Origin of the sequence: Vibrio sp. BS-M-Sm-2 (genome assembly GCF_041504345.1) — a bacterium.
GTDB lineage: Bacteria > Pseudomonadota > Gammaproteobacteria > Enterobacterales > Vibrionaceae > Vibrio > Vibrio satsumensis.
Map to the genome: position 1 here is coordinate 3,475,074 of NZ_CP167894.1, position 26,295 is coordinate 3,501,368.

Genomic DNA, 26,295 nt, shown 5'->3' on the forward strand with positions numbered 1-26,295 from the left:
TTTTTGGTCTAACGCGTTTTTACTGTCTAAAAGCTTGTTAGAGCCCCTCAGTAATGACAACCGTCTCTAACGGCTTCCCCCGACGATACAAAAAAAGCTGCACTTACCGAAGATGAGTAAAGTGCAGCAAAGCTCAAGAAGAAAAATAGCAAGTTAATATATCTGCCGCCATGTAAGTGAGGTTGTATGGCGACGGATATATTGGGTGAAACGAGTTAGGCAACAATGCCTGTTAGAACTGATTTGCTTGTGACGCTAGACGAATGAACGCATTAGTCTCGCCGTATTTACTGTAATCTCCCACACGCTGAACGACTTCGAAGAACAAGCCATTAATCTCTTTGGTGTAGAAATGGAAGAAGCTGCCTGTTTCGTCTTCCGTGTACAGAATGTTGTTTTCACTTAGGCGTTGAATCAACTCATCGGGTAAATCAAATTGCGCTTGAATGTCTAAGTAGTAGTTGTTCGGGATCTTCAACTGATAGATAGGAGAGAGATCCTGAACCGCTAAGAAGATGTCTTTACACTCCATGGCAATTTGGTTGATGCTCGCACCATTAGAGTCGTTCAAGAAGCGCTGTGCTGAGGTTTGCTTAGCGCTGGTGCTGTTCAATGCGATCTTGATTTTACTGTTGGCGCTCTTGATGGTACGGCTAGTGATTAGGCCGTTCACATCTGGCAGGTCAAAGCTCTCTTCTGGTACAAAGCCGAAGATGGACTTGTAGAAGAACAGGTTAGACAGCAGTGCGTCAGGCGCTACAACTTGACCCATGTGGTCGATGCGGGTGAAGTTGTCGTTCATCGGAGCTTGATCTGCTACGGATTCAAAATCCACTTCGTAAAACTTAGACGCTTCGTTCTCTTCAAGAAGGTGAATCAGCAAGTTGCCAGAGCTTTTGAGAGTAGGGATGTCTAACTCATTCTCTTGGCGCGTCTGATGAATGGTTGGGCTATTGTAGCGGCTTGCCAGCTCAACAAGACGGCTTGAATCTTCAGTGATAACGCCGAGCGCGCAAACCGACTCACCATGGCCTTCACGGTAAGTTTGTGCGTTCGAGTTTTTCTCGTAGTTGAAGATGAAGTTGATGTCACCGCGTTGGTACAAATCAACATTCTTACTCTTATGGCAATGGGTCTTTCGGAAACCAAGAGACTCAATCACATCTGAGAAAGGGTTGTTCTCGCGCTCTTTAACTGCGAATTCAATAAAACTAAGGTCGTGGATCTTAGGTGCATTGAAAGCATCGTTAGTTTGGTCTTCTAGCCATTTTAAAGAACGCACGCCATCGATCGCTTTCTCGATTGGCGATGATGAACGGAATTCATCGTTGAAGACTTCATGGGATAAATAGTCGTTGTAGCCTTTGTCTTTAAGCGCTTTTACGAAATCGATAACTGGGAAGTCACCTTGGCCAGGGAAACAACGATAGTGGCGGCTGTATTGAAGAATATCCATCTGCATTTTGGGTGCGTCGGCCACTTGAACTAGAGCGATCTTGTCGACCGGAATATCGTTCTTCAACGTGTCCAATGTGTTTCCGCGTGCAAACATGTGAAAGGTATCGAGAACCACACCAAGGTTAGGGTGGTCGACCGTTTTCACTAGGTTCCAAGCATCATCATAATCGGCAATGTGGCGACCCCATGCTAGAGCTTCATAGCCTAATTGCATGTCTTCACGTTTTGCCAGTTCTGCTAATGCGTATAAGTCTTCAGCGCACTGCTCAATGTTAGGAGAAGATTGAGGGTGCACGTTACTGCACATCATTAAGCGGCTGGTACCTAGCTGGTGGGCTAGATCCATTTTACGTTCAAGCATGCTGTACTTTTTCTGGCGAAGGTGAGCAGGCATGCCCTCCATGTCGCGAAACGGTTGTAGTACAAGAATTTCTAAGCCAAGACTGTCTGCGATACGTTTAACGTCAGAAGCTGAACCGCGGTATTGAGTGAGGTCATTCTCAAAGATCTCAATAGCTTGAAAGCCCGCTTTAGCGGCTGCATGCATTTTTTGTTCTAGCGTGCCAGACAAGCACACAGTCGCGATTGAATATTTCATGGTGGCTCCTTACTTAAGCTGCGGTGTTACGTCTTGAACGGGTACGTATTGCTCGGTTTCACAAGCTTTGATGATCGCGTCGATAACCAATAGATTCTGCAGGCCATCCCAAATGCTGACCTTCGGTGTCTTCTCTTCGCCGCGAATCAATGCGCAGAAGTGTTCAAGCTGGCGTTTTAAAGGGTCTTCACGATGAATTTCTTCTTTGCGCTCAAGCATCTCGTTCCACCAAGAGGGCGTAACATCTTTCGCGAATGATTTAACCTGCATGGTTGGTATAGAAAGGGAGCCATTGGTGCCCGCCACGTGGTAGCAATCTTCGGTTTCGTACGTCGCGTAAGATTTGTTCTCTTGTGAGGTTTGTTCCCAACTGCGTGGGCTTGCTGACGCATCTGACAGAAGGAAAGATCCTAGCGTACCGTTTTCAAAGCGCAGAGAGATGACTGTTGTATCTTCCACTTCAAAATCACGTGCACTGCTTGAGCTCATCGCCTGAACACCGACAATATCGCCAACAAGGTGACGCAGGTTGCCTATCTCATGAATCATGTTGATAAGGATAGGACCGCCGCCTTTTACCTTGCGCCAGTCGCCCTCATCAAAGTAATAATCTGGCTTGTAAAATGCCGCGCTGCCCATAATAGAAACCAGTTTGCCAAGCTCACCGCTGTCGATGATCTTTTTAGCGGTTTCCAAAAGAGGGCTATAAGCGCGGTGATGGCCCACCAGTATTTTACTGTTCTCATGTTTTGCATGTTTCAATAACTCAACCGCATCTTCGATAGAATCTGTCACTGGCTTTTCGACGATAGCCGCCACACCCGCTGCTATACATTCGTGTGCTTGCAGAGCGTGTAACTTATTTGGGGTCGCGAGGATCACGCCGTCTGGCTTTGCATCGGAAAACAGCGCTTCTAAGCTCGCATAAACGGGCACACCGTAATCATCGGCAATCTCTTTCGCCGCTGGAAACGGATCAACGATAGCAGCCAGTTCGCATTGTTCATTTTCAACAATGAGTTTGATGTGTGTTTTCCCGATTAAGCCTGCTCCAGCAACAGCAATTTTAACTTTTTCCATGTTTAAGACCTTATGAGTGAACATTTTAGTTATTGTTATTTGAGTTATGAGTTATGAGTTATGAGTTATGAGCGAAACAACGATGGATAAGGTAAATCCAGAGGCCAGCGTCGTAATAATCAATGTGTTTGCGCAGAAGTTTTGTTGCTTATAAATCCCGCCAAGAATGGGGTAGATAGAGAGCATTGGTGATGCACAAAAGATAAGCAGCACATATTTCAAATCTCCTTCTACCGGCCAGACCAAAAGTAAACCGAGCGCAATAATTGGGAAGCAAATTAATTTGATGCTAGTAACCAGCGCAATGCGTGATTTTTGGTTTAGCACCAGTGATTGCCCCAAAATTCCACCAATCGCAAACAGTGCTAAAGCGACTGAAGTTTTGGCGAGAACACCAACGCTTTCTTCAATCACGAATGGCAGCTGAATACCTAATAGGTTGATGCTCAACGCTAAAGTGATCGAAATGATGATTGGGTTCTTTCTTAGCCTGTTTCCAATCTCGATAAGTTGATCTTTGAGCGATGAGTCGGTTTCATTCGAGAACTCCAGCAACACCAAACACACTGGAATAAACACGAGGTTTTCAATCAATACGCTCATTAGAAACGCTTCTGCGTATTGACCATTAAAAATCGACAACACGATAGGAAAGCCTATGAATGCGCTGTTTGGCATCCCGCTACCTAAAGCGTTGATGAAGCAATCTTGCCACTTCAACTTCATGATTAACCGGCTATACAACACTGCGATGGTCATACACAGCAAACCGCCTACGGCATAGATCAACATGTAGTTCTTGTTGATGGCTTCGCTCAAATTTAACTGAGTGACACTGCCAAAAATGACCGCAGGAAGTGAGATATAAAGAACGAATTTGCTTACGTCACCGATGAAATGGCGAGAGAAAAAGCCATTTTTAGTCGTGAGAAAGCCTGCCGCGACAATCAGTATCAGCGGCAGCAATATTTCATATACAGACATGGTTTTGTGTGTGCTCTAGTATCCGAATAGCTGTGGCAAGAACAGCACGCTTTGCGGAACAAATGTGATGAAGAACAACACCAATACTTCAAGTAGGAAGAGTGGAATCACTTGCTTAGAAATCGCTGCGATTCCGACCTTGGATATGGTGTTGGACACAAACAGACAAATCCCCATTGGTGGTGTAATCAAGCCAATCATTAGGTTGAAGATAACTACGATACCGAAGTGAACAGGGTCGATACCAAAGCTCATCGCAATCGGATGAAAGATTGGGATAAGAATCAGCATTGCAGCAATGCCTTCAAGGAATAACCCAACAACCAGCAAGATAACGTTTACCATAATCAGAAACATGATTGGGTCGCTGATGCTGCCTAAGATCTGTTGGCTGATGAACTGAGGAACGCGAGAGAAAGTAAGAATCCAGTTCGCTACAGATACAACGGCAATCAGGATCAAGACAATTGAAGAGTCGCGCATTGAACGCATGAACACTTCTGGTAGGTCACTGAAACTTAGAGATTTATACACGAACATACCAACTAGTAGCGCATAGAAAGCTGCGAACGCCGCTGCTTCAGTTGGCGTCACAATACCCATCAAGATTGAACCAAGGATGAAGATTGGCATTGTTAGCGGAACAAACGCTTTTACCAACGCTTTACGGCGGCTTTGACGAACCACGTTGCTTTTTATGTTGTGACGAGTCGCGTAAATAAACACGAAAATAGACAGAGCAACCGCAGACAATACGCCAGGAACAATACCCGCTAAGAATAGGGCAGGGACAGATACGCCACTCGCAATAAGCGCATAAATGATCACTGGAATACTAGGTGGAATCATCGGCCCAATAACCGAAGACGCTGCCGTTAACGCTGAAGAAAACTCTTTGCTGTAGCCTTCTTTTTCCATTTGAGGAATGAACACGCGGCCAAGTGCGGAGGTATCAGCAACTGCAGAGCCAGAGATACCAGCAAACATCACTGAAGACCAGATATTCACTTGAGCTAAGCCACCACGAAAGTGACCCACTAATGCGTTAGCGAAATCAATGATACGGCTAGTGATACCACTCTTGTTCATTAGTTCACCCGCAAGAACAAACAGAGGAACCGCAAGGATAGAGTAAGAATCCAAACCACTAAAAATACGTTGGGCTATTAGGCTGATAGAGATGGGAGTACTAGAGACGTAGAACGACATCGCCAAGATGATGCTGAATACGAGAGGAATACCAAAAATTAGCATGGATCCCATTAAGGCAATTGAAGGCATAACGATTCCTTATACGTCGCTTTGGATAGCTTGAGTTCTTGTGGATACACGCGCTGATTTCACGTGCTGAATTAAACGCAGTGTAGCGGCTATAAATAGGCAAGCGCCGCCAACAATCAATGCTGATTGGAAGTAGTACATAGAGACTCCAATACCAGCTGACTCAATGCCTCCGCGTTTGATCACAAATAGGTACGCTGAGTAAGTCCAGATCACCGAACATAACAAAACAGATAGGTCGACAATGACTTCCAGCGTTTTTTGAAATGCTTTTGATTTCACTGAATCAAGAACAGAAAATTTGATGTGTAAGCCTTCTAAATAACACAATGATGTAGCGAACATAACGCCATAAATCATTGAGTATTTGCTTAGCTCCTCGCCCCATAGGATAGAGGTATTAAAAAAGTAACGGCTGATTGTGGTGATCAACATCACTGCAAACAAATTGAAGAGTGAAGCCCCGGCGAGAATCGCAAGTAGCTTTTTATATTGCTCAATCATGTTCCCTGTCTCCTTGGGAAGAGTCGTTATACATCAGAGGTATAACGACTCATTTCTTATAAGTACTGCTGTAGGGTTTTTGTATTGATTATTCGGTTATGAATTAGTTAGTCGCGGTTTCTACTGCGTCTAGTGCATCATCAATCCATTTTGAATCGATAGTGCCTGATAACCATTTGATCACAGCGGGCTGTGTCTTATCGCGGAATTGTTTCTGTTGCTCTGGCGTTAGCGAAGTAATCTTCATGCCTTTTTGAGCAAGTACTTCTAAGCCTTCTGCTGAATTCACTTGCTGAATAGCTCGACCTACTGTGCCTGCAACTTTTGCAGCACGATCAATGATGGCTCGGTCTTCGGCATTCAAAGATGTGTAGAAATCGTCATTCATTAATAAGAAATCAGTACCATAAACGTGACCGTCTAGAGTGATGTATTTCTGAAGTTCATAGAATTTGTTCGCGTTGATTACGCTGACAGGGTTTTCCTGTCCGTCGATAACGCCAGTGGTCAGAGCGGCAGGAACTTCAGGGAATGCAATAGGTGTAGGCTCTGCATCCAATGACTTCATCATTTCAACGTAAAGTGGTGTTGTCATTACGCGGATTTTAAGACCGTTTAAGTCTTGCGGCGTAGTAATTTCACGCTTTGAGTTTGTGAAATGGCGGAAACCTGTTTCGCCATAAGCGAGGTTACGTAGACCCGTTGTTTTCAAACATTGGTCATTCAATTTTTGACCAAACTCACCATCTAGCACTTCCCAAGCAATAGGAGCTGAAGGGAACAGGTAAGGGATTTCTAGTACGTTCGCTTCCTTACAAAGCTTAGAGTAAGCACCAGAAACCATAGTCATGGTTAGCATGCCTTCTTGAGTCGACTGAAGTAGCTCTGTCTCGCCACCAAGTTGACCTGAAGGGTAGATATTTACATTAATTCGACCACCAGATTCAGCCTCTACAAGGTTCTTGAAAACCTGTGTTGCAGCGCCTTTCTTAGAGATCGTCCAATCTTGTGAATCTACATGCCCAATAGTGATGTCCAGAGCAGCAGCAGAACCTGCATATGCAAGCGATAGAGCGAGTGTAAGTTTAGTTATTGTTTTCATTTGTGAACCTCCTGTTTCTACGTCGATAAAGTTATCACCTAAAATTAACAACCGATAATTCATATAGTGAAAGTGTTATTCAATTTTGAGATAACATTAACTATTCGTGCTGGGGTTACAGTTTGATATTCTATTTGCATTGCACTATAAAACAGTAGGTTACTGATATATAGCTGTGAGTTATGTATTGAAAAAGGGGATTGAAAATGAATTTTTGTGTATTTCTTTTTTGGAGAATGAAGTCACATCTTTACCTTGGTGGAGTTACATTTTATCTACATCAACTCACAGATTTCAGCTTTTCTGCTGGAAGAGTATTCAAAAAATGTGCTGAATGTGTTCGATAGTTGACGGGGTTTAAATGAGTCATTTGGCAACGTTTTTGAAGGTGTCATTTGTATTTGTAATTTGAATGTAAATGGCAGTTTGACAGCACTTTTGAGGCGATAACATGTTAAATATTCCAAACTTGAGACACCTAAGAGCGATATCAGAAGTGGTGAATACTGGAAGCATTAGCAAGGCTTCGGAAGTGGTGTTTTTGTCTCAGCCAGCCATCACACAAGCGATAGCGAAACTGGAAAAAAACATTCATAGTGAGCTGTTCGAACGCACCACCGATGGCATGAAACCGACCGAACAAGGAGAAGCGTTTTCATTTCGAATTGAACGTGCGTTAGAGTACATCAGTAAAGGCATTGCTGATTCACTAAAAGTCGCGAAAGGCCAGCGAAAAAGCAGTGTTCAGCGCTATTTGTTCAATATAACGACCACTCAATTGAAAGCATTGATCGCGGTTTCTAACGGTCAAAGCTTTACTGAAGCCAGTCGAATTTTGGAAGTGTCGCAGTCGTCAGTTTATCGTGCATCTAAAGATCTTGAAGAGATCCTTGGTATCACTTTATTCGAAAAAAACAGCACGGGTATTACGATTAGTAAAGCTGGTAGCGCTCTGGTGATGTCGAGTAAATTAGCCTTCGTAGAAATCAAGCAAGGCATCGAAGAGGTTGGCTTATTGAGTAACCGCCATAACAGTGTGATTACGGTTGGCTGTTTGCCTCTTGCTCGTACATGTTTACTACCAAACACCATCAATGAGTTTTCTCGTAAGTTCCCTGATTGCCAAATTCATGTGATCGACGGCCCGTATCAAGACTTGCTCAATCACTTACGCCACGGTGACCTAGATATCCTCATTGGTGCGCTGCGTTTCCCATCACCGAGCACTGATATTCGCCAAGAAACTCTGTTTCAATCACATAACAAAATCCTCTCTAGAAACGATCATCCATTGAGCTTGAAAGAGCAAATAACACTTGATGATTTACAAGATTCGAGTTGGGTTGTATCTAATGTAAACACACCTGGACGTAGAATGTTTGAAGACATTTTCACATCTCAGGAACGTGATGTACCCACTCGAATTGTTGAGGCGAGCTCGCAGATGTTGGTAAGAGAACTGCTTTTAGGCAGCGATCGATTAACGATTCTCTCTCAGCACCAGATCACTCGCGAACTTGAAGAGGGGCACTTCACCATTCTGCCATTTGATTGCAAAAAGCAGTCACGCCCAATCGGTTTAACCATGCGGAAAAACTGGTTTGCTACCTCGGTTCAAAACCATTTTCTGACGTTGTTACGTGAGAAAGGTGTACAGCTTTAGTTATTCTCAGTTGAGTTCAGTTCGGCTTGTTGTGTTTTCTGTTTGGCTTTCTATTTTCAACTTAAATCATGACACTCAAGTGCGGTCTAAAAGTGAAGGCATTTTTCCAAAATTGAATACCCCTTATATTTATTTGATTATCGCTCTGTAGGTGCCAATGCTAAGGTAACTGTCATGAAAAACGCAGATAAGTTGGCAGGTAAAAAGAGAATTATGGCGACGATAACAAGAGCTGCGTTCATTGGTTTTGGTGAAGCTGCACAAGAATTTTTGGTGAGCTGGGGTGATAAAGCACCAGAAGTGATTAGTGGATTCGATATCAAAAGTAACCATGCACAGCACCGCGAAAGCATTCTTCTTGAATACATTAAGCATGGCGTTCAAGGTGCATTTGAAGCTCACGAGGCGATAAATGGTGCTGAGTTAGTCTTTTCATTGGTGACGGCCGATCAAGCTGAAGCTGTGGCGAAAAACGTAGCGAAAACATTCACGTCCAAACAGATATTCTTGGACTGTAATTCATGTTCACCCCAAGTAAAACAAAGGAATGCTGAGCTTATTGAAGCATGTGGTGCAAGCTATCTTGATGTTGCAATTATGGCCCCGGTGTTGGGAAGAACATCTGCAATCCCATTGTTGATCTCAGGAAAAAAAGCATTAGAAATTGAACCGATACTGATCTCACTTGGCTTCAAAGTTGAAGTGGTGTCTGACCAAGTGGGTGAGGCATCAAGCATCAAAATGATCCGTTCTGTGATGGTAAAAGGACTTGAAGCTCTCACTACGGAATGTTTGTTGGCAGCGCGTAAAGCGGGGGTTGAAAATCATGTGCTCGAATCACTCAGTACAACGTATCCAGCTCTGCCATTGAACGATCTCGGCCAATATCACTTGGAACGTATGTTATCTCATGGGGAGCGACGTTCTAACGAGCTTAAAGAGGTGTCTAATACCTTAAGCGAACTAAATTTGAATGGCTCGATGGTGAACGGTGCGATGGAGTGGCATAGCGCACTCGGTAAGATGCCAGTCGAGTATCAAGGGCAAGACCTATCTACATTGAGTGATTTGGTATTAGGGCAATTGGCCAATACTGGAACTCGCGCATTGAATGAATAACGGCATAGCCAAAAAATCGAAAATCTAAGCAAGCGAATGTTGTGATTAGTTGAATGCGGAGCAAGGTTAAACGTAGAAGCCATCGATTATTAAGCAATTAAGCAATTAAGCAACTAAGTAATTCATTAAGTAATCAAACATTAAGTAAAAAGCATTAAGCAACACCGGCCAAACAGGGCGGGTATCAAATTAAAGGAATGAATATGAACGTATGTGTTGTGGGCGCGACAGGTGCCTTTGGACGTAAACACTTGGATGCTATCCGTGAAATTGAAGGCGTTCGCGTAACTGCGATGGTTTCTCCAGAGCAAGATAAGCTTGATCAACTGATCACAGAGTATGGTCATGATTCAAAGGGCTTTACCAACCTATCTGACGCACTTGCACTTGATGAGGTGGAAGCAGTAATTCTTGCTACGCCAACACAAATGCACGCAGCACAAGCGATTGAATGTATGGAAGCAGGCAAACATGTTTTGGTTGAAATCCCAATGGCGGACAACATCGAAGATAGCTACCGCGTGGTAGAAGCTCAAAAGAAATCTGGCAAAATCGCAATGGCTGGCCACACTCGTCGTTTCAACCCAAGCCACCAATGGATTCAGAACAAGATTGCTGCCGGCGAACTCCATATCCAGCAGATGGACGTACAAACATATTTCTTCCGCCGCACAAACACCAACGCTAAAGGTGAAGCTCGTTGTTGGACCGATCACCTGCTTTGGCACCATGCTTGTCATACTGTTGATCTTTTCCAATACCAAACCGGTGAACAGGCAACAAAACTTCAAGCACTTCAAGGTCCAATTCACCCAGACTTGGGTATCGCGATGGACATGAGCATTGGTATGAAAGTGCCATCAGGTGCAATTTGTACGCTTTCACTGTCATTCAACAATGATGGCCCGTTTGGTACGTTCTTCCGTTACATCTGTGAAGAGGGCACTTACCTAGCGCGCTATGATGACCTGTATGACGGCAAAGAAAACCCTATCTCGCTAGAAGGTGTTGCGGTTTCTAATAATGGTATTGAACTTATCGACCGTGAATTCTTCGATGCAATCAAAACGGGTCGTGAGCCAAATTCAAGTGTGGCGAGCTGCCTTCCTGCCATGGAAACATTAGACAAGCTTGAACAGTTACTTGAAGCTGAGTAATTAAAACTGAGTAGCAAGTTAACGCTCAGTAGTGACTTAAAGAAGAACCGTTCTTTAAAGTCGTGTTAGTGAACAGTTGGTATTTTTAGCAGTAAAAGGATAAACGATGATGGCTAGTATTGGTGGGCAGACATTAGCGCCAGTGGCTTTAGGTTGTATGAACTTGTCGCATGCTTATGGCACTCCACCGCAGAAATCGGATAGCATTAAGTTACTCAATCAAGCGTTGGATCTGGGCTATAACATGCTCGACACGGCTGCGTTGTATGGCTTTGGTGCGAATGAATCACTGTTAGCTGAGGCGGTTGGTCATCGTCGTCATGAGTTTTTCCTCGCTAGTAAATGTGGAATGTTCAAAGGGCCTGATGGCAAGCGAGCGATTGATGGGCGGCCAGAAACGATTCGTAAAACGTGTGAAGATTCACTACAACGTTTGAATACTGACGTCATTGATTTGTACTACCTGCATCGATGGGACAAAAGCGTTCCGATTGAAGAGAGCATTGGTGAACTTTCTCGTTTGGTCGAAGAGGGTAAGATCAAACACATAGGTTTGTCAGAAGTTTCTGCCGACACCATCGCCAAAGCTAATGCGGTTCATAAGATCGCAGCAGTACAATCTGAATATTCACTCTGGTCGCGTAATCCAGAAATCGCGGTTATCGAACAGTGCCAAAAGATAGATGCAACTTTTGTGTCATTCAGTCCTGTTGGCCGCGGTATGTTGACAGGTGAAGTGAAAGATAATCAGTTTGTCGCTGGTGATATTCGCTTAGCCATGCCACGTTTCTCTGATGAACACTTCGAGTCTAATTTGTCTTTAGTACGACAGTTTGAGTCTGTGTTGCCGATGTTTGCCGAAGAGAACGGCTTTTCGATTAATGACAATCGCGGTTCAACTCCGACTCTGGCACAACTGGCATTGGCTTGGACTTTGAAAAAAGCACCGAACTCTATCGCATTACCGGGTACTACAAGCCTCCAACACTTAGAGGACAACTGGAATGCACAGCAGTTATCGGTTTCTGATGAATTGTTGCGCGTGATAGACGATATTATTCCTCAAAACAAGATAGCTGGTGGACGTTATAACGCGGCAACTCAACGCGAGATTGATACTGAAGAGTTCTAATCACTGCTCGATTATTAGTTGTATCTTACTCGCTTTATCTTACTTGTAGTATCAATGACAATCTATCCAATAAACCTCCGGTCACGCCTACGTAACCGGAGGTTTTTTATTTCAAGACCTAATAAGCAAAACAGTTTTGCCTTGTTGATCTCCATTTAACGCGGTTCGCTTTTTGTTCTAACTCAATCTAAACGCAACGTGAGGCCTGAATAGTTCGAGTATCCGCGCAGTAACACATGATAAGTCACGCCCTGTTGCGCGCTCACACTGCACTGCTCATTATTGCCAGCGCGATAAGGGCGACAGTCGTAACTGGATGTGGTTGGCTTGTTACCCGATTTCACGTAAAGGTCGGCATCGCCTGAGCCGCCAGACATTGAAACCGTCACGTTTGATGCAGAATCCACAGTGAAGGTGTAGAAGCTCTCTGAGGATTGATTCCCGCTTAGGTTCGCAATCGGAGTGTCTTTCGTTAGTACATTGCCAGTTGGCGGTGTGACACCACAGCTTGCATTCACGCCTACGGTGTTAAAAGCATCTTCAACATCGGCAACCACATAGCCCATGTCGGCTGCGGCTTTCGCTACGCCACAAGCACCAGCATCAAAGGTACTGTTTGCCGTCCAATACAGTTGGTTTGCGACTGTGAATATTTCAAAGCCCTTACGTACATTCCAACCCGATTTGTTCGCTAAAAGGTAAAAGGCGCGGTTATAAACACCGCTAGACAAGTGAACGTTCAAACCGTCGTAGTATTGAGAGGCATGATCAATCGAGCGGCCATCTTTTGAAGGTTGATCAAAGTAACGCAAGCCACCTTCCGATTTGAATATGTCGCTACCAACAATCCAATCTACATTGCCACGCAAGTAATATTCAGCCGCTTCGCCCGCAATGTCTGAGAAGGCTTCATTCATACCGCCCGACATATTTCGGTACACAAGCCCCGAGTTTTGCTCTGTGAACCCGTGGCTGACTTCGTGAGCACTCACGTTGATATCGACCAGTGGGTAAAAGGTATTTTTGCCATCGCCAAAAGTCATCGATGTACCATTCCAGAAGGCATTTTCATAATCCGTGCTGTAATGAACTCGCATCGTCAGCTGGAAGGTTAACGGCGAGGTGTTCATCCACTCTTTGTACATATCGAAGACAACATTACCGAAGTAGTGCGCATCGTTAAGAGGCGAGTATGCCCCGTTAATGTATTTATGATCGGTGTAGTTGGTTCCGTCGGCACAGTTGTAGCTGTAGGCAGCGCTGCCAGAGGTTCCATGATTCAAGTTGACCGTCTTAACCGAATCGTTCTCTAACTTACACGTCGTGCCTGTTTTGTCGATGGGAAAGCTAGGGAAGTCACTTCCGTATTCATATCGAGTGGTTTTGAGGTTACCACCCGGGCCAGTACCAGACGATTTAGCGTGGTTTAATCCATTCCATTTTTGGAGAACATCGCCAGTCGTAGCATCAATAAAGTAGAAAGGGCGCTCTGGCATAGAGGATGCGATAAAGAAATCGACCAGATACACCACTTGGGCAACTTGGTTCTCATCCAATCTCACCATCAGTTTCGCGTTTTTGTTTTCAATGGACTTTTTGCCGACGGTAAATGTGCGATGAGCAGACAATGCGGCTTCAATCGCTTGTTCCTGATTCAGTTTTGGCGCGATGCTGGATAGGTCACCACTGATGCCTTGTGCCATGGAGCCGAACACCTGAGTGGGTTGGTTCTTGGAGAGGGTGGCCACGACCGAAGTATCAAAGACGGGTAAACCTAAGTGAGTTTGTTGGTAGCGGACTTTCGTTTTTCCATTGGGCAATACCACCCGTTTCACTTCAGAAAAACCTAATTCAAGTGGAGCAACACTCTTCGACTGAGCAACGAGGCTTTGTTGTAGTAATGCATCACTATCGACTCTGACCATTTCTGCAGCGTGTGCAGTAAAGCCGAAAGAGGTACCTAGAATGGCTGCTATTTTCCAGCTTAGTTGACGTTGTTGGTTCATTTTTCGTTCCTGATTTTAATATAAACTCCTTCTTCCCAACGGCTTTATAGGAAGTCTATATGCAACACACTAATGCCATGTGTTGCGAATCAAGATTGGAAGAGCATTTCGGCTTATGACAAGTTTTTATTAGAGATTAAATTTTAGAGTATGTAATTCAAAGTTTACAAAAACCCTTATTGATCAAATTATTTTTATAAAATCTAATTTTATTATTTATCGTAAATATATGAAGGGTAGGGAGTTATTAAAAACCGCTTTGTTTTAATTTATGGGATGAAAGTTTCTAAGTTAACTTCGATGTTTTTCTGTTTTACCTTAATTATAATTTTCTAAATAACTGAGTTTCTCTTAGCTTTAATATTGTCTTTATTATCAATAGTAAACTTGTTTTAACAATATTAAACAGAATAGTTATCAAGTTTTCTTCATTTGGTTTCGTTAGGCAGAACTAAACTCTATATTTACCTGTTCAATCGCAAATCAAGAGCGATAAGTCATTGTTATGAATTATGTTTAGAGAGTAAGATTGGTAGGGTAAGAGGTGATATTGAGCTTTCTTTATTTAAATTTCAATGTGCTGATTGTGATTTTCAATCAGGAATGAGGTGAAGTGTGAGCAGTAAATTAGATAAAATGACAATTTTTAGAGCCAAGGACTCAGTCAATAGTTTTTCAGCTATATTCGATATATCGACAGAGCCTTTACCTAGGTTTTCGTATCAAAGTAATGGCTATGAAATTGAGGGGCTTATAAAATATGCTGATGTTGGTGGTACTTCTAAAACCGAAGCTGATTACCCTTGGATGGTTATGCTCAACAACCTTAGTGAGGACATAAATCTAGAATTTTCTAATACTAACAAATCTCCTTCAGCTGTCTTGTGTTTGAAAATTACACGCGATGTACAAGACATATTATTCTATGTTTTGACGTTTGGCATGCATACTTCTAGGTTCATAAATTCAGACAAGTTAGTTAATGACTTTGGCATAAAGGTTGCGATGAATATATGTGACCATAATAACCTAAGAAAAGTTAATACAACCACACACTCATCCATATCAACGTTAACTGATAGACAAGCTAGCAAAGGCTCAAGTTTGGATATATTTGATATCAATGATGAAAAAGAATTCTTTAGAGCTATTTCTGGTTCTACGTATGAGCATTATCCGTATATCAAATCGTTTTCTGGAAAAAGTTCAATTACTGTAAACCTTAAAAAAGGAACAAGCGTAACTGATGAGGGTGTAATTGATATACTTTTAAGTTTGGAGGAGGCTTATGATCTCGAAGAGTACAAAGAAAAGTTTCCTTCTTACGGGAAGCTTGACTATGTAAGTGATGATGACGAGATCGATAGGTTAAACACTATTCTATTTGAACAATTGAAAAATAATGATTTTAGTAATATTCACTTGTCGCCGAGCATTATACTAGATGATGATATTTCTTATTTTTCTTATAAAGATCCAGATATATATAACTCTGTTATAGAGTTCGATGACATAGCTATATCTGATCTTGTGAATCAAAATCATAGTTTTAGTAAAAAATCTTCAATACAAACTGTTATAAAATGGAGGATTTTCTATGTAAATACTTCGGGTGATGTTCGTTCCATGAAAGCTTATGATTGTTTAAATTGTGAGTTGGAAGAGAATGGAATAACCTATATTTTGAGCTCTGGAACTTGGAGGTGTGTTAGTTCTGACTTTAAGTCTGAGGTCGAAGCGTATTTAAGTGAAATTACAGATAAATCAGAGCTTTACCTTCCTAATGACGTTTCTATTCGTTGCGTTGTTAAGGAAAATGGGAGAGATAAAGTCAAGTTTAAAGAAGATGTTTACAATTCGTACGTCGCTAAATCTAATGATGATATATACCTATTTGATAAAGCAAAGATTAATATTGCTGGTCAGAGAAGATATGAAATATGTGATTTGCTTCATAAGAACAAGCAGTTGATACATGTTAAGGTACTAAAGGATGGCACAAGTTCTTTAAGTCATTTATTTGTTCAAGCTAGATTTTATACGGATGCATTCGTAAAAGACATCGAAACTAGGAAGTCGATGATAGATTTTATCAATAATAATGATAATGAAGAAAATAAAAGTAAAGACAAAACTCCATTCCTCTCTATTATTACTGAAAGCCGTTCAAAGTTGCAAGAAACAACCTTTAGCGTGTTACTTTGTATCTTGACGTATAACGAAAATAAGAAAATAGATGACTTGCCATTTATGGCTAAGTATGAATTAGCAAATACGCATAAATACCTAGCGAATGAACGCGGGATTGAGTTGTCATATGCGATAAGACTTGTAAAAAAGACAAATTAGAAATTCTAATCTAGTTTTTATTTAATTTTATATATAGAAGCTTAGATTTTAACATTGATTGATAGAAGAAATATAATTGAAATTAAAGTGTGTTGTTACTTTACTTGGTTTATAAGATGCTATTTCAAAAGGTTTTAAGGTAGGCTTATAACTTAATATTTCTTCTTTCAGTATGTCCCGAACTGAGGCTTAGGTCTGGTGCTAGTGCTGCTCATGACTTAATAATAGTGCTAGTTTTCTCGATGTTTATTATTGTTTTGGATTGTGTATATGCCTTATGAGTTGAGTAAAAGGTTAGTCATTGGTGTTGCTTCAAGTGCGATGTTTGATTTAACAGAGTCTGATACAGTTTTTCGTACCAAAGGCGAAGAGGAGTATCGTAGGTATCAATCGGTGAACATAGATAATCCATTAGATAAAGGTGTCTCATTTTCATTTGTGAAGCGTTTACTTTCTCTCAATGATTTGAGTGCTAACCCTGAATCTGACCCGCTAGTAGAAGTTGTGTTGTTATCACGAAATGACCCAGATACAGGGCTTCGTGTTATGAAATCAATCGAACACCATAATTTACCTATTTCACGCGCGATTTTCATGCAAGGTAGGTCTCCATATGATTATATTCCCGCCTTGAGTATTTCTTTATTTTTGTCAGGAAATTCGTCTGATGTAAAAGAGGCAATCAGGTTAGGTTATCCCGCTGGCCATGTTATGAAATCGACTATTATCGATGAAGATGATGATGATTTAAGAATAGCATTCGACTTTGATGGAGTTCTTGCTGATGATGAATCAGAATCTGTTATGCACAATACCAACGACCTTAGTCAGTTTCACGAACATGAAACAAAGAATGTGTTGCAACCTCATAATCCTGGTCCGTTGAAAGAGTTTTTGGTCAAAGTATCAGTTATTCAGAAAATTGAAGAGAGGAAGAAGCAATCTGAGCCTGATTATCGAAACCGTTTGAGAGTTTCAATTGTTACTGCAAGGAATGCTCCTTCACATGAAAGAGCTTTAAATACATTAAAAAATTGGGGCGTAATGACGAATGACGCATTCTTTTTAGGAGGCGTTGATAAAGGTCTAATTTTGGGGGTGCTCAAGCCTCATATATTCTTTGATGACCAGTCTGGTCATTTAAGCTCGACTAGTACAGTTGCTCCGTCGGTTCACATACCTTTTGGTGTAAAAAATACAGAAGATATTATTGAGAAAAAGGATAGCAAGATATTTTAGATTAGCTTTAACACTTGGACTCTATTGTCCGAAGTTGGGTATGAAGACTACGGTATTATGACGTAACAATATTCTCAGTTGTACGAATTTATAGCTACAAGGAAGCTCACATGAAAAACATAGCTATGGCCGTGGTTGTAAAAGAAGGGAAAGTCTTAATCCAAAAGCGTTTTAGACATCGCCAAGGTATGGTATTTGAGTTCCCTGGAGGTTCAGTTGATCACGGTGAGTCGGGTAGCCAAGCCGCAATTAGAGAATTGTGGGAAGAAACAGGTCTTAAAGATTTACAACTCCTCGGTACTCATCAAGGTCAGAACGACTTCGGTGGTGAAATTCACTATGTAGTTTTGAGAGCGGATCAGAATGATGAGCCTAAAATGGTCGATGCAGAAAGACAGCAAACTTTCTATTGGCTAGAGCCCTCAGCGATTCCTCTTGATGACTTTTATCGTGCAGATATCGAGTTTATAGAGAACCACTTGAGTCGATATACCTCTCAAAGACGCTAGTCATATAACAACCAAACCTATTCGGTCTTAGTTTCACGGAGGAAACATGACAAGCGACCAACTATTGGAAAAGGCACTTTATAGCAGTGCCAGTATCCACCAACCTCATTCTTTAAAAGCTTATTTGTCTGCGAACTATCTGAATGGTTATTTCACTAAATCAGACAATGTCTGGCGTAAAACGAGTGAGCTGATAAACCAAACTGAGATTGAAGTTTTAGGTGATTACTCTGCAATGCTACAAACGCCAAAGCTTACGGATCTCCCACGCAAAGGCGAACGTTTGCCTTTTGTTTCTCGGAATTTAGTTGCAACAGTAAATGACACACAAACGTAGAGGTAGCGCACAGAATCGAAAAAGGGGATATCGCGATTACGTAATCATTGATCTAGCCGATAGTGAGATAGTGATAAGAGGTCGATAATTCGTTGTCGGATCTAAATTAGAACTTTAAATCTATTTTCTAAGTAGTTGTTATCTCAGGAAGAGTTTTTGTGCTATGCGCCCCTATATTAAATACATTATCCCTATTTTAATTCCTTTCATTATCCTCGTAATGCCGCTATCAGCGTTTCCATTTGAAGGCCTCACGATTATTCAACAACGCGTTATCGCGATCTTTTTATTAGCGGCATTGTGCTGGGTGTTCGAGCCTATCCCGATTTACGCGACGTCTGTTGTTATTATCGTTCTGCAACTGTTGATGTTGTCGGATAAAGGGCTGATCTTTTTAAGGTTTGAGCATGGGGAAGAACATTTTGGTGAGTTGTTAAAATACAGCGATATCATGGCGACATTCGCTAGCCCAATCATCATGCTGTTTTTAGGTGGTTTCTTCTTAGCGATGGCTGCCACTAAATATCGATTAGACGTAAACTTAGCCCGTGTATTATTGAAGCCATTTGGACAAGACCCAAAGTTTGTGATGCTCGGCTTAATGTTGATCACTGGTATCTTTTCGATGTTTATGTCTAACACGGCAACAACGGCAATGATGCTCTCTATTTTAACGCCGGTACTGGCTGTGTTTGGCCCGAAAGACCCCGGACGTATAGCGTTTGCGCTTTGTATCCCTGTTGCCGCTAACATCGGTGGCATTGGTACCCCGATCGGTACTCCGCCGAACGCTATCGCACTTAAATATTTAGTTGGTGACAACCTCATTACGTTCGGTGAATGGATGGCATTTGGTGTGCCGTTTGTCGTTATTATGATGGCGTTAGCGTGGTTTTTAATAGGCTTTATGTACAAAGCTGACCAAAAGAAAATCGAACTAAGTATCAAAGGTAAATTCCTTAAAACACCCAAAGCCATTGCGGTGTACGTCACTTTTGCGCTGACCATTATTCTTTGGTTAATGGGCTCAAGCCATGGCATGAACTCTTATACCGTCGCTCTGATTCCTGTCGCTGTGTTCTCTCTCTCTGGGATCATCAATAAAGAAGACCTGAAGAAAATTTCTTGGGACGTATTGTGGCTTGTATCAGGTGGTATTGCGCTTGGTTTAGCGCTCGATAAAACTGGTTTAGCAAGGCTGGTGGTACACAGTATTCCGTTTGATACTTACTCACCCTATGTGGTGTTGTTCGGAGCGGCGTTCTTGTGTTTGGTAATGGCAAACTTTATGTCTCATACCGCAACGGCTAACTTGTTAATGCCAATTATGGCTGCATTAGGGTCGTCTATGGCTTCACTCACGCCACTAGGCGGTGAGTTAACGTTAATTCTGGTTGTGACTTTTGCCGCTTCATTAGGTATGTCGTTGCCAATCAGTACACCACCGAATGCGTTGGCTCATGCTACTGGTCATGTGCAAAGTAATCAAATGGCCCGAATCGGTATTATTTTGGGTGTGGTTGGTGTGCTACTGAGTTTTGTTATGGTGTGGCTGCTACATTCAATTGGTCACATAGGATAACGATACGTGTATCAACAAAAACTAGAAGCACTTATCGATCGCTATTTTAATCAGGCAGAACGTCGGGTGACGTGCCGTGCCGGTAACACCATTATTGAACAATCAGCGTTAAACACTCGTTTATATTATGTGTTTAGTGGAGAACTGGAAGGGTTTTATACCGAAGCGAATGCACCGCGAGTACGCGTGTTTAGCGCGGGTAGTGGAGCTTTTATAGGCGTTCATAGCTTCTTTTCAGGTAATTGGACAGCATCTTCAACGGTTGTTGCCAAAACCGATGTTGAGTTAGCGTGGATCGATAAAGACACGCCGGCAGAAGATGAAGGTAAATTTGGCCCTCTTACCGCACAGTTCACACCTGTGATTGTCAATGAGTTGTCGCGCCGTCAACGCCGCGCAACACAAGAAGCGATAGCGAAACAAAAAGCGCTAGAAAAGTTACATACTGCTGAGCAAATGACGACCTTGGGTCAATTGGCTGCAGGGATTGCCCATGAACTTAACAACGCTATTGGTGTAGTAAATAGTAAATCTGGCCGACTTGAAACGGTCATCATGGATCTACTTGAAGAAGTGCATCCAGAAGCCAGTCAATTTTTCGATTTTGGGTTAATGCATGGTCAGAAAACGTCGTCGTCAGAAGCACGAACACGTGGGCGACAATTTGAAAGAAAATATGGTTTAGACAAAAACATTGCTCGTTCTCTTGCAAAGGCGATTCCAATTGACGCTTTATCTGCAACAGAGGTTATTTCAAAGCATTGGCTGAAAAACCCAGAAGAAGCGATTCGTTTTTGGCAGATGGGCTGTGATTTACATGATTTACGTTTGGCATCTAGACACACCGTTGGCATCGTAAAATCGGTTAAACAACTTGGCAGAGTTGATATTGACACCGAAGAAGCGGTTGATATTAACGACTCCATTAACCATGCCTTATCGTTGTTACAAAGTGAGTTACGTAGAGTATCTGTGCGATTGAGCCCTGCGGATTTACCGTCTTTTAAAGGCTCGAAAACAGAGCTCGTTCAGATTTGGGTCAACATTGTAAAGAATGCTTGTGATGCAATGTCGAATTCAGACGATGCTGCAATAGAAATTCAAACCAGATTAAGTAAGAAAAGAATATTAGTTACGATTACGAATAACGGCCCTGAAATAGACGAGGGGACTCGTAGAAAGGTATTTCAGCCCAACTTCACCACTAAAAAAGGTGGTTTATCGTTTGGATTGGGCTTGGGTTTATCAATAGTTAAGCGGATTGTGGCGGGTTATGGCGGAAGTATCGTTGTGAAAAGTGATGCTTCTAAAACTGTATTTAGAATCAAGTTACCAATAGAGGGTGAACATGGAGAAGCTTAATTTAATCTGTGTCGATGACCAGAGAGAAGTACTGAGCGCAGTGGTACAAGATTTAGAGCCGCTGGCGAGTTGGCTGAATATTGAAGATTGTGAATCAGCGCAAGAAGTGCTTGATCTCATTGATGAACTTGACGCAGAAGGCGAACACATTACCGTCATCGTGTCTGATCATGTGATGCCAGGGAAAACGGGTGTGGAGTTACTCACTGAAGTGTCTCATGACAGCCGCTTTCCGAATACAAAGAAAATTCTTCTTACGGGGCAGGCCACTCATACTGATACCATCAATGCGATTAATGCAGCAGGTATCGACCGTTACTTTGAAAAGCCTTGGCAAGCAAGCACATTAGTTGAGTGCATTCGTACTCTTGTCACTGAGTACATATTTGATCAAGGGCTTGATTACACGGACTATCAGAATGAGCTCGACCAGCAGGTTGTGTTGAGACGCTTGCGTTAGTTTCTTATGTTAGCGACTTACGCTAGTCATTGATGTCAGTCGCTTGAAATTGTATGCACCGAAGGACGCTTTCTGAAGGGTTTTTTCTTTGAAAGATCTAATATTTCGGTGCATATATTACCTATCTCTTTTAGTCGTTCAGGTTTTAGTACTCAGTTATTAACACACTGGTTGTTGGCTTAAGTCTAAAACTCATACGCCAACGCCAGCGGATGCCTTGTGTTTTCTTCACGAACGATTCCCTGAAGATACAGCAGAACTTCGTACGATGCCGCTTTCTCTATATTCAACATTTGAATGCAATTTGTGGAATATATCAAAATTAATTAAATTGATAGTAAGTTATTACTTTTCATTATGTTAGGGTTCTTTTCTTTAGGTCATCTGATTAGGAAGAGGCTAATGAAAAAGGGATTTGTGATAGCGATATCAATCGGCTTTGTTGTGTTCTTCCTCGTTGGCCGTGAACTCCAATGGTTCGGGTCCAGTAATTCCGAGTCGTTCCCTAAACTTCCTAATAGTCCCCAATTTGTGCCATCTACTGATTTTGACGGTGAGTGGCTAGGTCGTCGTATTAACACCACTGGCAATAATATGTGTGAACGGACAACCATCACCGGAATCATTCGAGAGGGTAAAGCCACGCTAAGGCTTACCTACAACGGAACACCATTAGAAGGTTGGGTGACAGAAAGCGGCGGCTTACGTTTGTATGCGAAACATCGCCAGTGGGACTATCGCTTTTCAGCAACTGGTAGGGGCAAGCGATTTGATGGTCGTTGGCACTTAACCAATGGCCCGTGCCAAGGGAGTTGGTTTATAGAAAAGGTCGATGGCAAGTAGGGCCGTCAACTTATTATATACTTGGAATAACTTAAACAATATCCACACGCATGTGTACGATTTAGTTTAAAGATATAGATAGGAAAACCCATGAGGATTGTGATTTTTATCGTTACAGTGATTTTAGTTAAATCAATTGAAGCAAAGTTTGGGCACACCTATAACATCTTTTCAGATCCACTTGATATCAAGTTAGCTGCTCTCGATTTTGTCTTGTGGGTTTCAGTCTACTTTGGTTTATCTTTTGTTTATGAGAAGGGCAAAGGCATCCTGACTAAAATGGGTAAAGTTAAGAGTCCATCGAGTAATTTGCCCCCACATTAAGCTGTCATAATGTAATCTGCATATTGTTGGTGATATGAGTCAAGAGTTGAAAGCGGTTTGAAGAAGGGATAGCTATGAATGGAAAAATTGTTCGCTGGGTTGATGAGAGAGGTTTTGGCTTCATCAATTCAGATGAATTAGAGGGAGATGTTTTTGTTCATATATCGAAGTTTACGGACGGTTATCGTCGTCCTCAAGTTGGGGATGAAGTTGAATTTCAATTATCGAATAGTGGCTCTAAACTCAGCGCTTCGAGTGCTCAACTAGTTGGTATAGAAACATCCAAATCTAACCCTCTTTCAATTATTTTGTCTGCACTTTTCGTCGGGCTTATTGGCGCAGGTTTGTATCTTTTGGTATTGGAGCCTAAGTTAAATCCTGCATATGAGAATATGGGATTTAGTTGCCAAGGTAAAACGCATTGTAGTGAGATGCTATCTTGCGATGAAGCAAAGTTTTATTTGGCAAACTGTCCCAATGTGAAAATAGATGGTGATCGTGATGGTATTCCTTGCGAGAGTCAGTTCTGCAGTCACTATTGATGCCTGTTTATTAGTCATTCAAAAATAGACAACTAAAAGGACATTACATGGAAATCAGAGTAGGGACATTACCTGATATTGCAGGCATCACCGATATCTTCAACTTTTATATTGAACATACCAATGCGCGCTTTGAAGAAGAGAAGTTGTCGTTGGAAAATCGTCAGCAGTGGTTTTCTCAATTTTCGAGCCAAAGCAAATATCAACTGTATGTTGCGACAGAAGGTGATGCGTTATTAGGCTTCGCGTGTTCTCAGCAATACAGGGCTATGTCGGCATTTGAAGATACCGCAGAGGTCACTATTTATCTTGCGGCAGAAGCTCAAGGTAAAGGTTTAGGCTCCAAGCTTTATTCTCAGCTATTTGCATCGATTAGTGATTATGGTGTTCACCGCGTACTCTCAGGTGTTGCTTTACCTAATGAGGCTTCAATAGCACTTCATAAACGTTTTGGATTTCGAGAAGTCGGAGTGTTCAATGAATATGCGAAGAAAAACGGTCAATACATCAGTTCAATGTGGTTAGAGAAGGCGTTAAACAAGGAACCAGATTGATTAGGATGGTTCAAAGACGATGCAATACTCTTGGTACTTAAATTACGTATTGCTCAATGTTTGATTTAGAAACAAAGGACACAATATGGAAGTAAGGTTGGTCAAAGGTTCAGATCCTAAGTTCGCTGAATCGATCACCAAAACGAATATGACGAGTTACTATCAAGCTCGTGGAATCGCTTGGGGTCATAGTCAGTTTTTATGTAGCTGGGATGAACTGGATAACTATGAAATTTATGTAGGGGATAGCCGTATTGGTGTTATCCGCTTCAGTTACACCAGTGATACAACGTTTCTTCGGGACTTGCAGATATTAGCTGAATATCAAGGTAGAGGCTTTGGCTCTAAGTGTCTCGATTTAGCTATTGAACATGCGAACAATCAATCATCGGCTCATTTAGTGTTGCGCGTGTTCAGTGAGAATCCCGCGATTAAGCTTTATCAAGCAAAAGGTTTTACTCAGTTGTCTGAAGTGAAAGGACTCGTTGAAATGGAACTGATTTTAGGAAGAACTATGGACACCATTATCAAACAAGCCATCGAGTTGCGAAAAGAAGCCAAGTACCAAGAGTCACGAGACTTGCTGGCGACACTACTCGATAAGGGAAAATATGCTGCGAAAGCACACTTGCAGATAGCTTGGTCTTACGACAACCAAGGTAAAGAACAGGAGGCTATCGAGCATTATTTGCTGTCTCTGTCGGGTGAACTTACTTCTACAGAACGCTTTGATGCGCTTTTCGGTTTGGCGAGTACATATCGAAGCCTTGGCCTTTATACCGAGGCTTTAAGCTATTTTGAGCAGACGATGGCTGAGTATCCTGATTCCCTTGAAGTTCAGCCTTTCTATGCGATGTGTTTGTATAATTTGGGTCGCCATAAAGAGGCAACGTCTCTGTTGCTTGAGTTGTTGGTTTCTACGACCAATAGCGATGCGATAAAAGAGTACCAACGAGCGATCTCCTTATACGCTCAAGATTTAGATAAAACGTGGTAAACAGCCGACTATGAAGCTCATCTGTTAGCTTAAAAACGATGAGCTTAGCCTTGCTTTACCTTCTTAGGACGAAATTTTCTGCCGTCCATAATATTCAAAGACATCAGTGTTAGGTTGGTTGCGCCTGCTATCAGTTCTAAAATCTGAACGCCATAAAACACAGAATCGAACTCTCCTAAACTTGCCCACTGATTCAAAAAGTACGCGGCTGGGATCAAAATAACGATCCCGTTGAACGCAATAATTGGCATGCGTTTACTTTTACGTTCAACTATTTTCCCTTTACGTTGTTTTGCCATAGATGCACCGGTCGCACCAGTAATAGCAATGGCTGGGACAAGTATAAATAAACCCGGAAAAACGATCAGCGATTTGACTAACTCGACTGATTTCAAAGTGCCAAACAGTTCTACAAGCAATGTGCTAGTAAAAAATGTAGCGACACACAGTGTTGCTGTTAATGCCGCTGTTCTGTGGATTATTGGTTTCATATCATTCTCTCCATTAATTTGGTAACATGTTGTCAATTTAGTTTGAATCTAATTTAATGACAGCATGTTGTCAAAGTGGGTGTTATGGATACGAATGGAGAAGTTTTCACAAAGATCGCACTAGAGATCTTTAAGGTCAGTGGTTTATTGAATGCTGAGGGTGACAAATTAACTGAAGAGTTAGGGCTAAGCAGTGCCAGATGGAAGGTGATGGGGGCGATTGAAAAGTCCGGTGATCTGGTCACGGTTTCTCAAATTGCTCGTATTATGGGGCAAAGCAGACAAGCGACACAGCGTGTTACCGACATCATGGTGAAAGATGGCCTGCTAACTTGGCTTGATAACCCGAATCACAAAAAAGCAAAGTTGGTTAACATGACTGAAAAAGGTAAAGAAGCGTATGCGCTATTAGATAAAAAACAGGAAGTATGGGCAGAAAGTGGCGCTGAAGGCATTGAAAGAGATGAGCTTGATAAGGCGCTAATCACTCTGAAGAAGATGGCTACCTTCTTAGATAGATAAGAGGTTAGATAGATAAGAGATTAGATAAATAGAGAGTGGCAGTTGAGAAGAATACAGAAGCCTAAGCATCAATGTGATACTTAGGCTCCAGGTATATTTG

Annotated in this window: 24 protein-coding genes and 2 pseudogenes; 18 read left to right on the plus strand and 8 right to left on the minus strand. The window is 42.1% G+C overall.

The genetic code is table 11. The features are described from left to right. Nucleotides 1-232 precede the first annotated feature (232 nt). The 6 genes from AB8613_RS15730 to AB8613_RS15755 form a co-directional block, all read right to left on the minus strand. Nucleotides 233-2,056 carry a bifunctional sugar phosphate isomerase/epimerase/4-hydroxyphenylpyruvate dioxygenase family protein gene (locus AB8613_RS15730; RefSeq protein WP_372384112.1) on the minus strand — a complete coding sequence of 608 codons (1,824 nt, stop codon included), beginning with the start codon at nt 2,054-2,056 and terminating at the stop codon, nt 233-235. Nucleotides 2,057-2,065: 9 nt separating this feature from the next. Then, nucleotides 2,066-3,136, minus strand: a complete 1,071-nt coding sequence (locus AB8613_RS15735) for a Gfo/Idh/MocA family protein (protein WP_372384113.1) — start codon at nt 3,134-3,136, stop codon at nt 2,066-2,068. 51 nt (nt 3,137-3,187) lie between these two features. Further along, a complete protein-coding gene (locus AB8613_RS15740) occupies nt 3,188-4,120 on the minus strand; it encodes an AEC family transporter (protein WP_372384114.1) in 933 nt (310 codons plus the stop codon). A 15-nt stretch (nt 4,121-4,135) separates the two neighbouring features. Next, nucleotides 4,136-5,401 carry a TRAP transporter large permease gene (locus tag AB8613_RS15745; RefSeq protein WP_082241965.1) on the minus strand — a complete coding sequence of 422 codons (1,266 nt, stop codon included), beginning with the start codon at nt 5,399-5,401 and terminating at the stop codon, nt 4,136-4,138. Between the two features lie 9 nt (nt 5,402-5,410). Next, complete coding sequence (locus AB8613_RS15750) at nt 5,411-5,905, minus strand: TRAP transporter small permease (protein WP_050653371.1); 495 nt, start codon at nt 5,903-5,905, stop codon at nt 5,411-5,413. A 103-nt stretch (nt 5,906-6,008) separates the two neighbouring features. Beyond that, nucleotides 6,009-7,007, minus strand: a complete 999-nt coding sequence (locus AB8613_RS15755; protein ID WP_050621285.1) for a DctP family TRAP transporter solute-binding subunit — start codon at nt 7,005-7,007, stop codon at nt 6,009-6,011. A gap of 451 nt (nt 7,008-7,458) precedes the next feature. Here AB8613_RS15755 and AB8613_RS15760 point away from each other — a divergent pair, with 451 nt between their 5' ends. The 4 genes from AB8613_RS15760 (at nt 7,459) to AB8613_RS15775 (ending at nt 12,078) form a co-directional block, all read left to right on the plus strand. Next, nucleotides 7,459-8,670: a LysR family transcriptional regulator gene (locus AB8613_RS15760; RefSeq protein ID WP_285954408.1), complete on the plus strand. Its 1,212-nt coding sequence runs from the start codon at nt 7,459-7,461 to the stop codon at nt 8,668-8,670. A gap of 174 nt (nt 8,671-8,844) precedes the next feature. Further along, on the plus strand, nt 8,845-9,789 hold the full coding sequence (locus AB8613_RS15765; protein WP_372384115.1) for a DUF1932 domain-containing protein: 945 nt from the start codon (nt 8,845-8,847) through the stop codon (nt 9,787-9,789). Between the two features lie 203 nt (nt 9,790-9,992). Continuing rightward, nucleotides 9,993-10,946, plus strand: a complete 954-nt coding sequence (locus AB8613_RS15770; RefSeq protein WP_372384116.1) for a Gfo/Idh/MocA family oxidoreductase — start codon at nt 9,993-9,995, stop codon at nt 10,944-10,946. Nucleotides 10,947-11,052: 106 nt separating this feature from the next. Next, nucleotides 11,053-12,078 (plus strand): aldo/keto reductase, encoded by a 1,026-nt coding sequence (locus AB8613_RS15775; RefSeq protein ID WP_285954411.1) that lies wholly within the window; start codon nt 11,053-11,055, stop codon nt 12,076-12,078. A gap of 182 nt (nt 12,079-12,260) precedes the next feature. Here AB8613_RS15775 and AB8613_RS15780 read toward each other — a convergent pair whose 3' ends face one another. Continuing rightward, on the minus strand, nt 12,261-14,084 hold the full coding sequence (locus tag AB8613_RS15780) for a M4 family metallopeptidase (protein WP_372384117.1): 1,824 nt from the start codon (nt 14,082-14,084) through the stop codon (nt 12,261-12,263). Between the two features lie 615 nt (nt 14,085-14,699). On the opposite strand from AB8613_RS15780, the gene AB8613_RS15785 reads away from it, so the two are divergent. The 13 genes and pseudogenes from AB8613_RS15785 to AB8613_RS15845 all read left to right on the plus strand — a co-directional run bounded on the left by AB8613_RS15785 (nt 14,700) and on the right by AB8613_RS15845 (nt 25,182). Next, complete coding sequence (locus tag AB8613_RS15785; RefSeq protein ID WP_372384118.1) at nt 14,700-16,433, plus strand: DUF6119 family protein; 1,734 nt, start codon at nt 14,700-14,702, stop codon at nt 16,431-16,433. A gap of 270 nt (nt 16,434-16,703) precedes the next feature. Next, complete coding sequence (locus AB8613_RS15790) at nt 16,704-17,672, plus strand: 5'-nucleotidase (RefSeq protein WP_372384119.1); 969 nt, start codon at nt 16,704-16,706, stop codon at nt 17,670-17,672. Nucleotides 17,673-17,782: 110 nt separating this feature from the next. Beyond that, the gene (locus AB8613_RS15795) at nt 17,783-18,181 is read left to right on the plus strand and encodes an NUDIX hydrolase (protein ID WP_372384120.1); all 399 of its coding nucleotides are present in this window, start codon (nt 17,783-17,785) and stop codon (nt 18,179-18,181) included. A 46-nt stretch (nt 18,182-18,227) separates the two neighbouring features. Further along, nucleotides 18,228-18,443: pseudogene (locus AB8613_RS15800) on the plus strand (hypothetical protein); the annotation flags it as partial. Nucleotides 18,444-18,681: 238 nt separating this feature from the next. After that, nucleotides 18,682-20,100, plus strand: a complete 1,419-nt coding sequence (locus tag AB8613_RS15805) for a DASS family sodium-coupled anion symporter (protein ID WP_372384121.1) — start codon at nt 18,682-18,684, stop codon at nt 20,098-20,100. A 6-nt stretch (nt 20,101-20,106) separates the two neighbouring features. After that, nucleotides 20,107-21,462, plus strand: a complete 1,356-nt coding sequence (locus AB8613_RS15810) for an ATP-binding protein (protein ID WP_372384122.1) — start codon at nt 20,107-20,109, stop codon at nt 21,460-21,462. Continuing rightward, the gene (locus AB8613_RS15815) at nt 21,449-21,922 is read left to right on the plus strand and encodes a response regulator (RefSeq protein ID WP_327783768.1); all 474 of its coding nucleotides are present in this window, start codon (nt 21,449-21,451) and stop codon (nt 21,920-21,922) included. Before AB8613_RS15810 ends, AB8613_RS15815 begins: the two co-directional genes overlap by 14 nt. Nucleotides 21,923-22,324: 402 nt before the next feature. Continuing rightward, nucleotides 22,325-22,765: a hypothetical protein gene (locus AB8613_RS15820; protein ID WP_372384123.1), complete on the plus strand. Its 441-nt coding sequence runs from the start codon at nt 22,325-22,327 to the stop codon at nt 22,763-22,765. A gap of 90 nt (nt 22,766-22,855) precedes the next feature. Then, nucleotides 22,856-23,089 carry a hypothetical protein gene (locus tag AB8613_RS15825; RefSeq protein ID WP_017077144.1) on the plus strand — a complete coding sequence of 78 codons (234 nt, stop codon included), beginning with the start codon at nt 22,856-22,858 and terminating at the stop codon, nt 23,087-23,089. A 74-nt stretch (nt 23,090-23,163) separates the two neighbouring features. Next, nucleotides 23,164-23,631: a cold shock domain-containing protein gene (locus AB8613_RS15830; protein WP_017081025.1), complete on the plus strand. Its 468-nt coding sequence runs from the start codon at nt 23,164-23,166 to the stop codon at nt 23,629-23,631. Nucleotides 23,632-23,678: 47 nt separating this feature from the next. Next, complete coding sequence (locus AB8613_RS15835) at nt 23,679-24,185, plus strand: N-acetyltransferase family protein (RefSeq protein WP_372219155.1); 507 nt, start codon at nt 23,679-23,681, stop codon at nt 24,183-24,185. Between the two features lie 85 nt (nt 24,186-24,270). Beyond that, nucleotides 24,271-24,702, plus strand: a pseudogene (locus AB8613_RS15840) (GNAT family N-acetyltransferase); the annotation flags it as partial. Continuing rightward, complete coding sequence (locus tag AB8613_RS15845) at nt 24,700-25,182, plus strand: tetratricopeptide repeat protein (RefSeq protein ID WP_285954426.1); 483 nt, start codon at nt 24,700-24,702, stop codon at nt 25,180-25,182. The pseudogene AB8613_RS15840 and the gene AB8613_RS15845, both read left to right, overlap by 3 nt. Before the next feature lie 44 nt (nt 25,183-25,226). Here AB8613_RS15845 and AB8613_RS15850 read toward each other — a convergent pair whose 3' ends face one another. Further along, nucleotides 25,227-25,673, minus strand: a complete 447-nt coding sequence (locus tag AB8613_RS15850; protein ID WP_285954427.1) for a hypothetical protein — start codon at nt 25,671-25,673, stop codon at nt 25,227-25,229. Nucleotides 25,674-25,757: 84 nt separating this feature from the next. Here AB8613_RS15850 and AB8613_RS15855 point away from each other — a divergent pair, with 84 nt between their 5' ends. After that, entirely contained in the window at nt 25,758-26,195 is a 438-nt protein-coding gene (locus tag AB8613_RS15855) for a MarR family winged helix-turn-helix transcriptional regulator (RefSeq protein ID WP_285954428.1), read from the plus strand. Nucleotides 26,196-26,295: the final 100 nt, after the last annotated feature.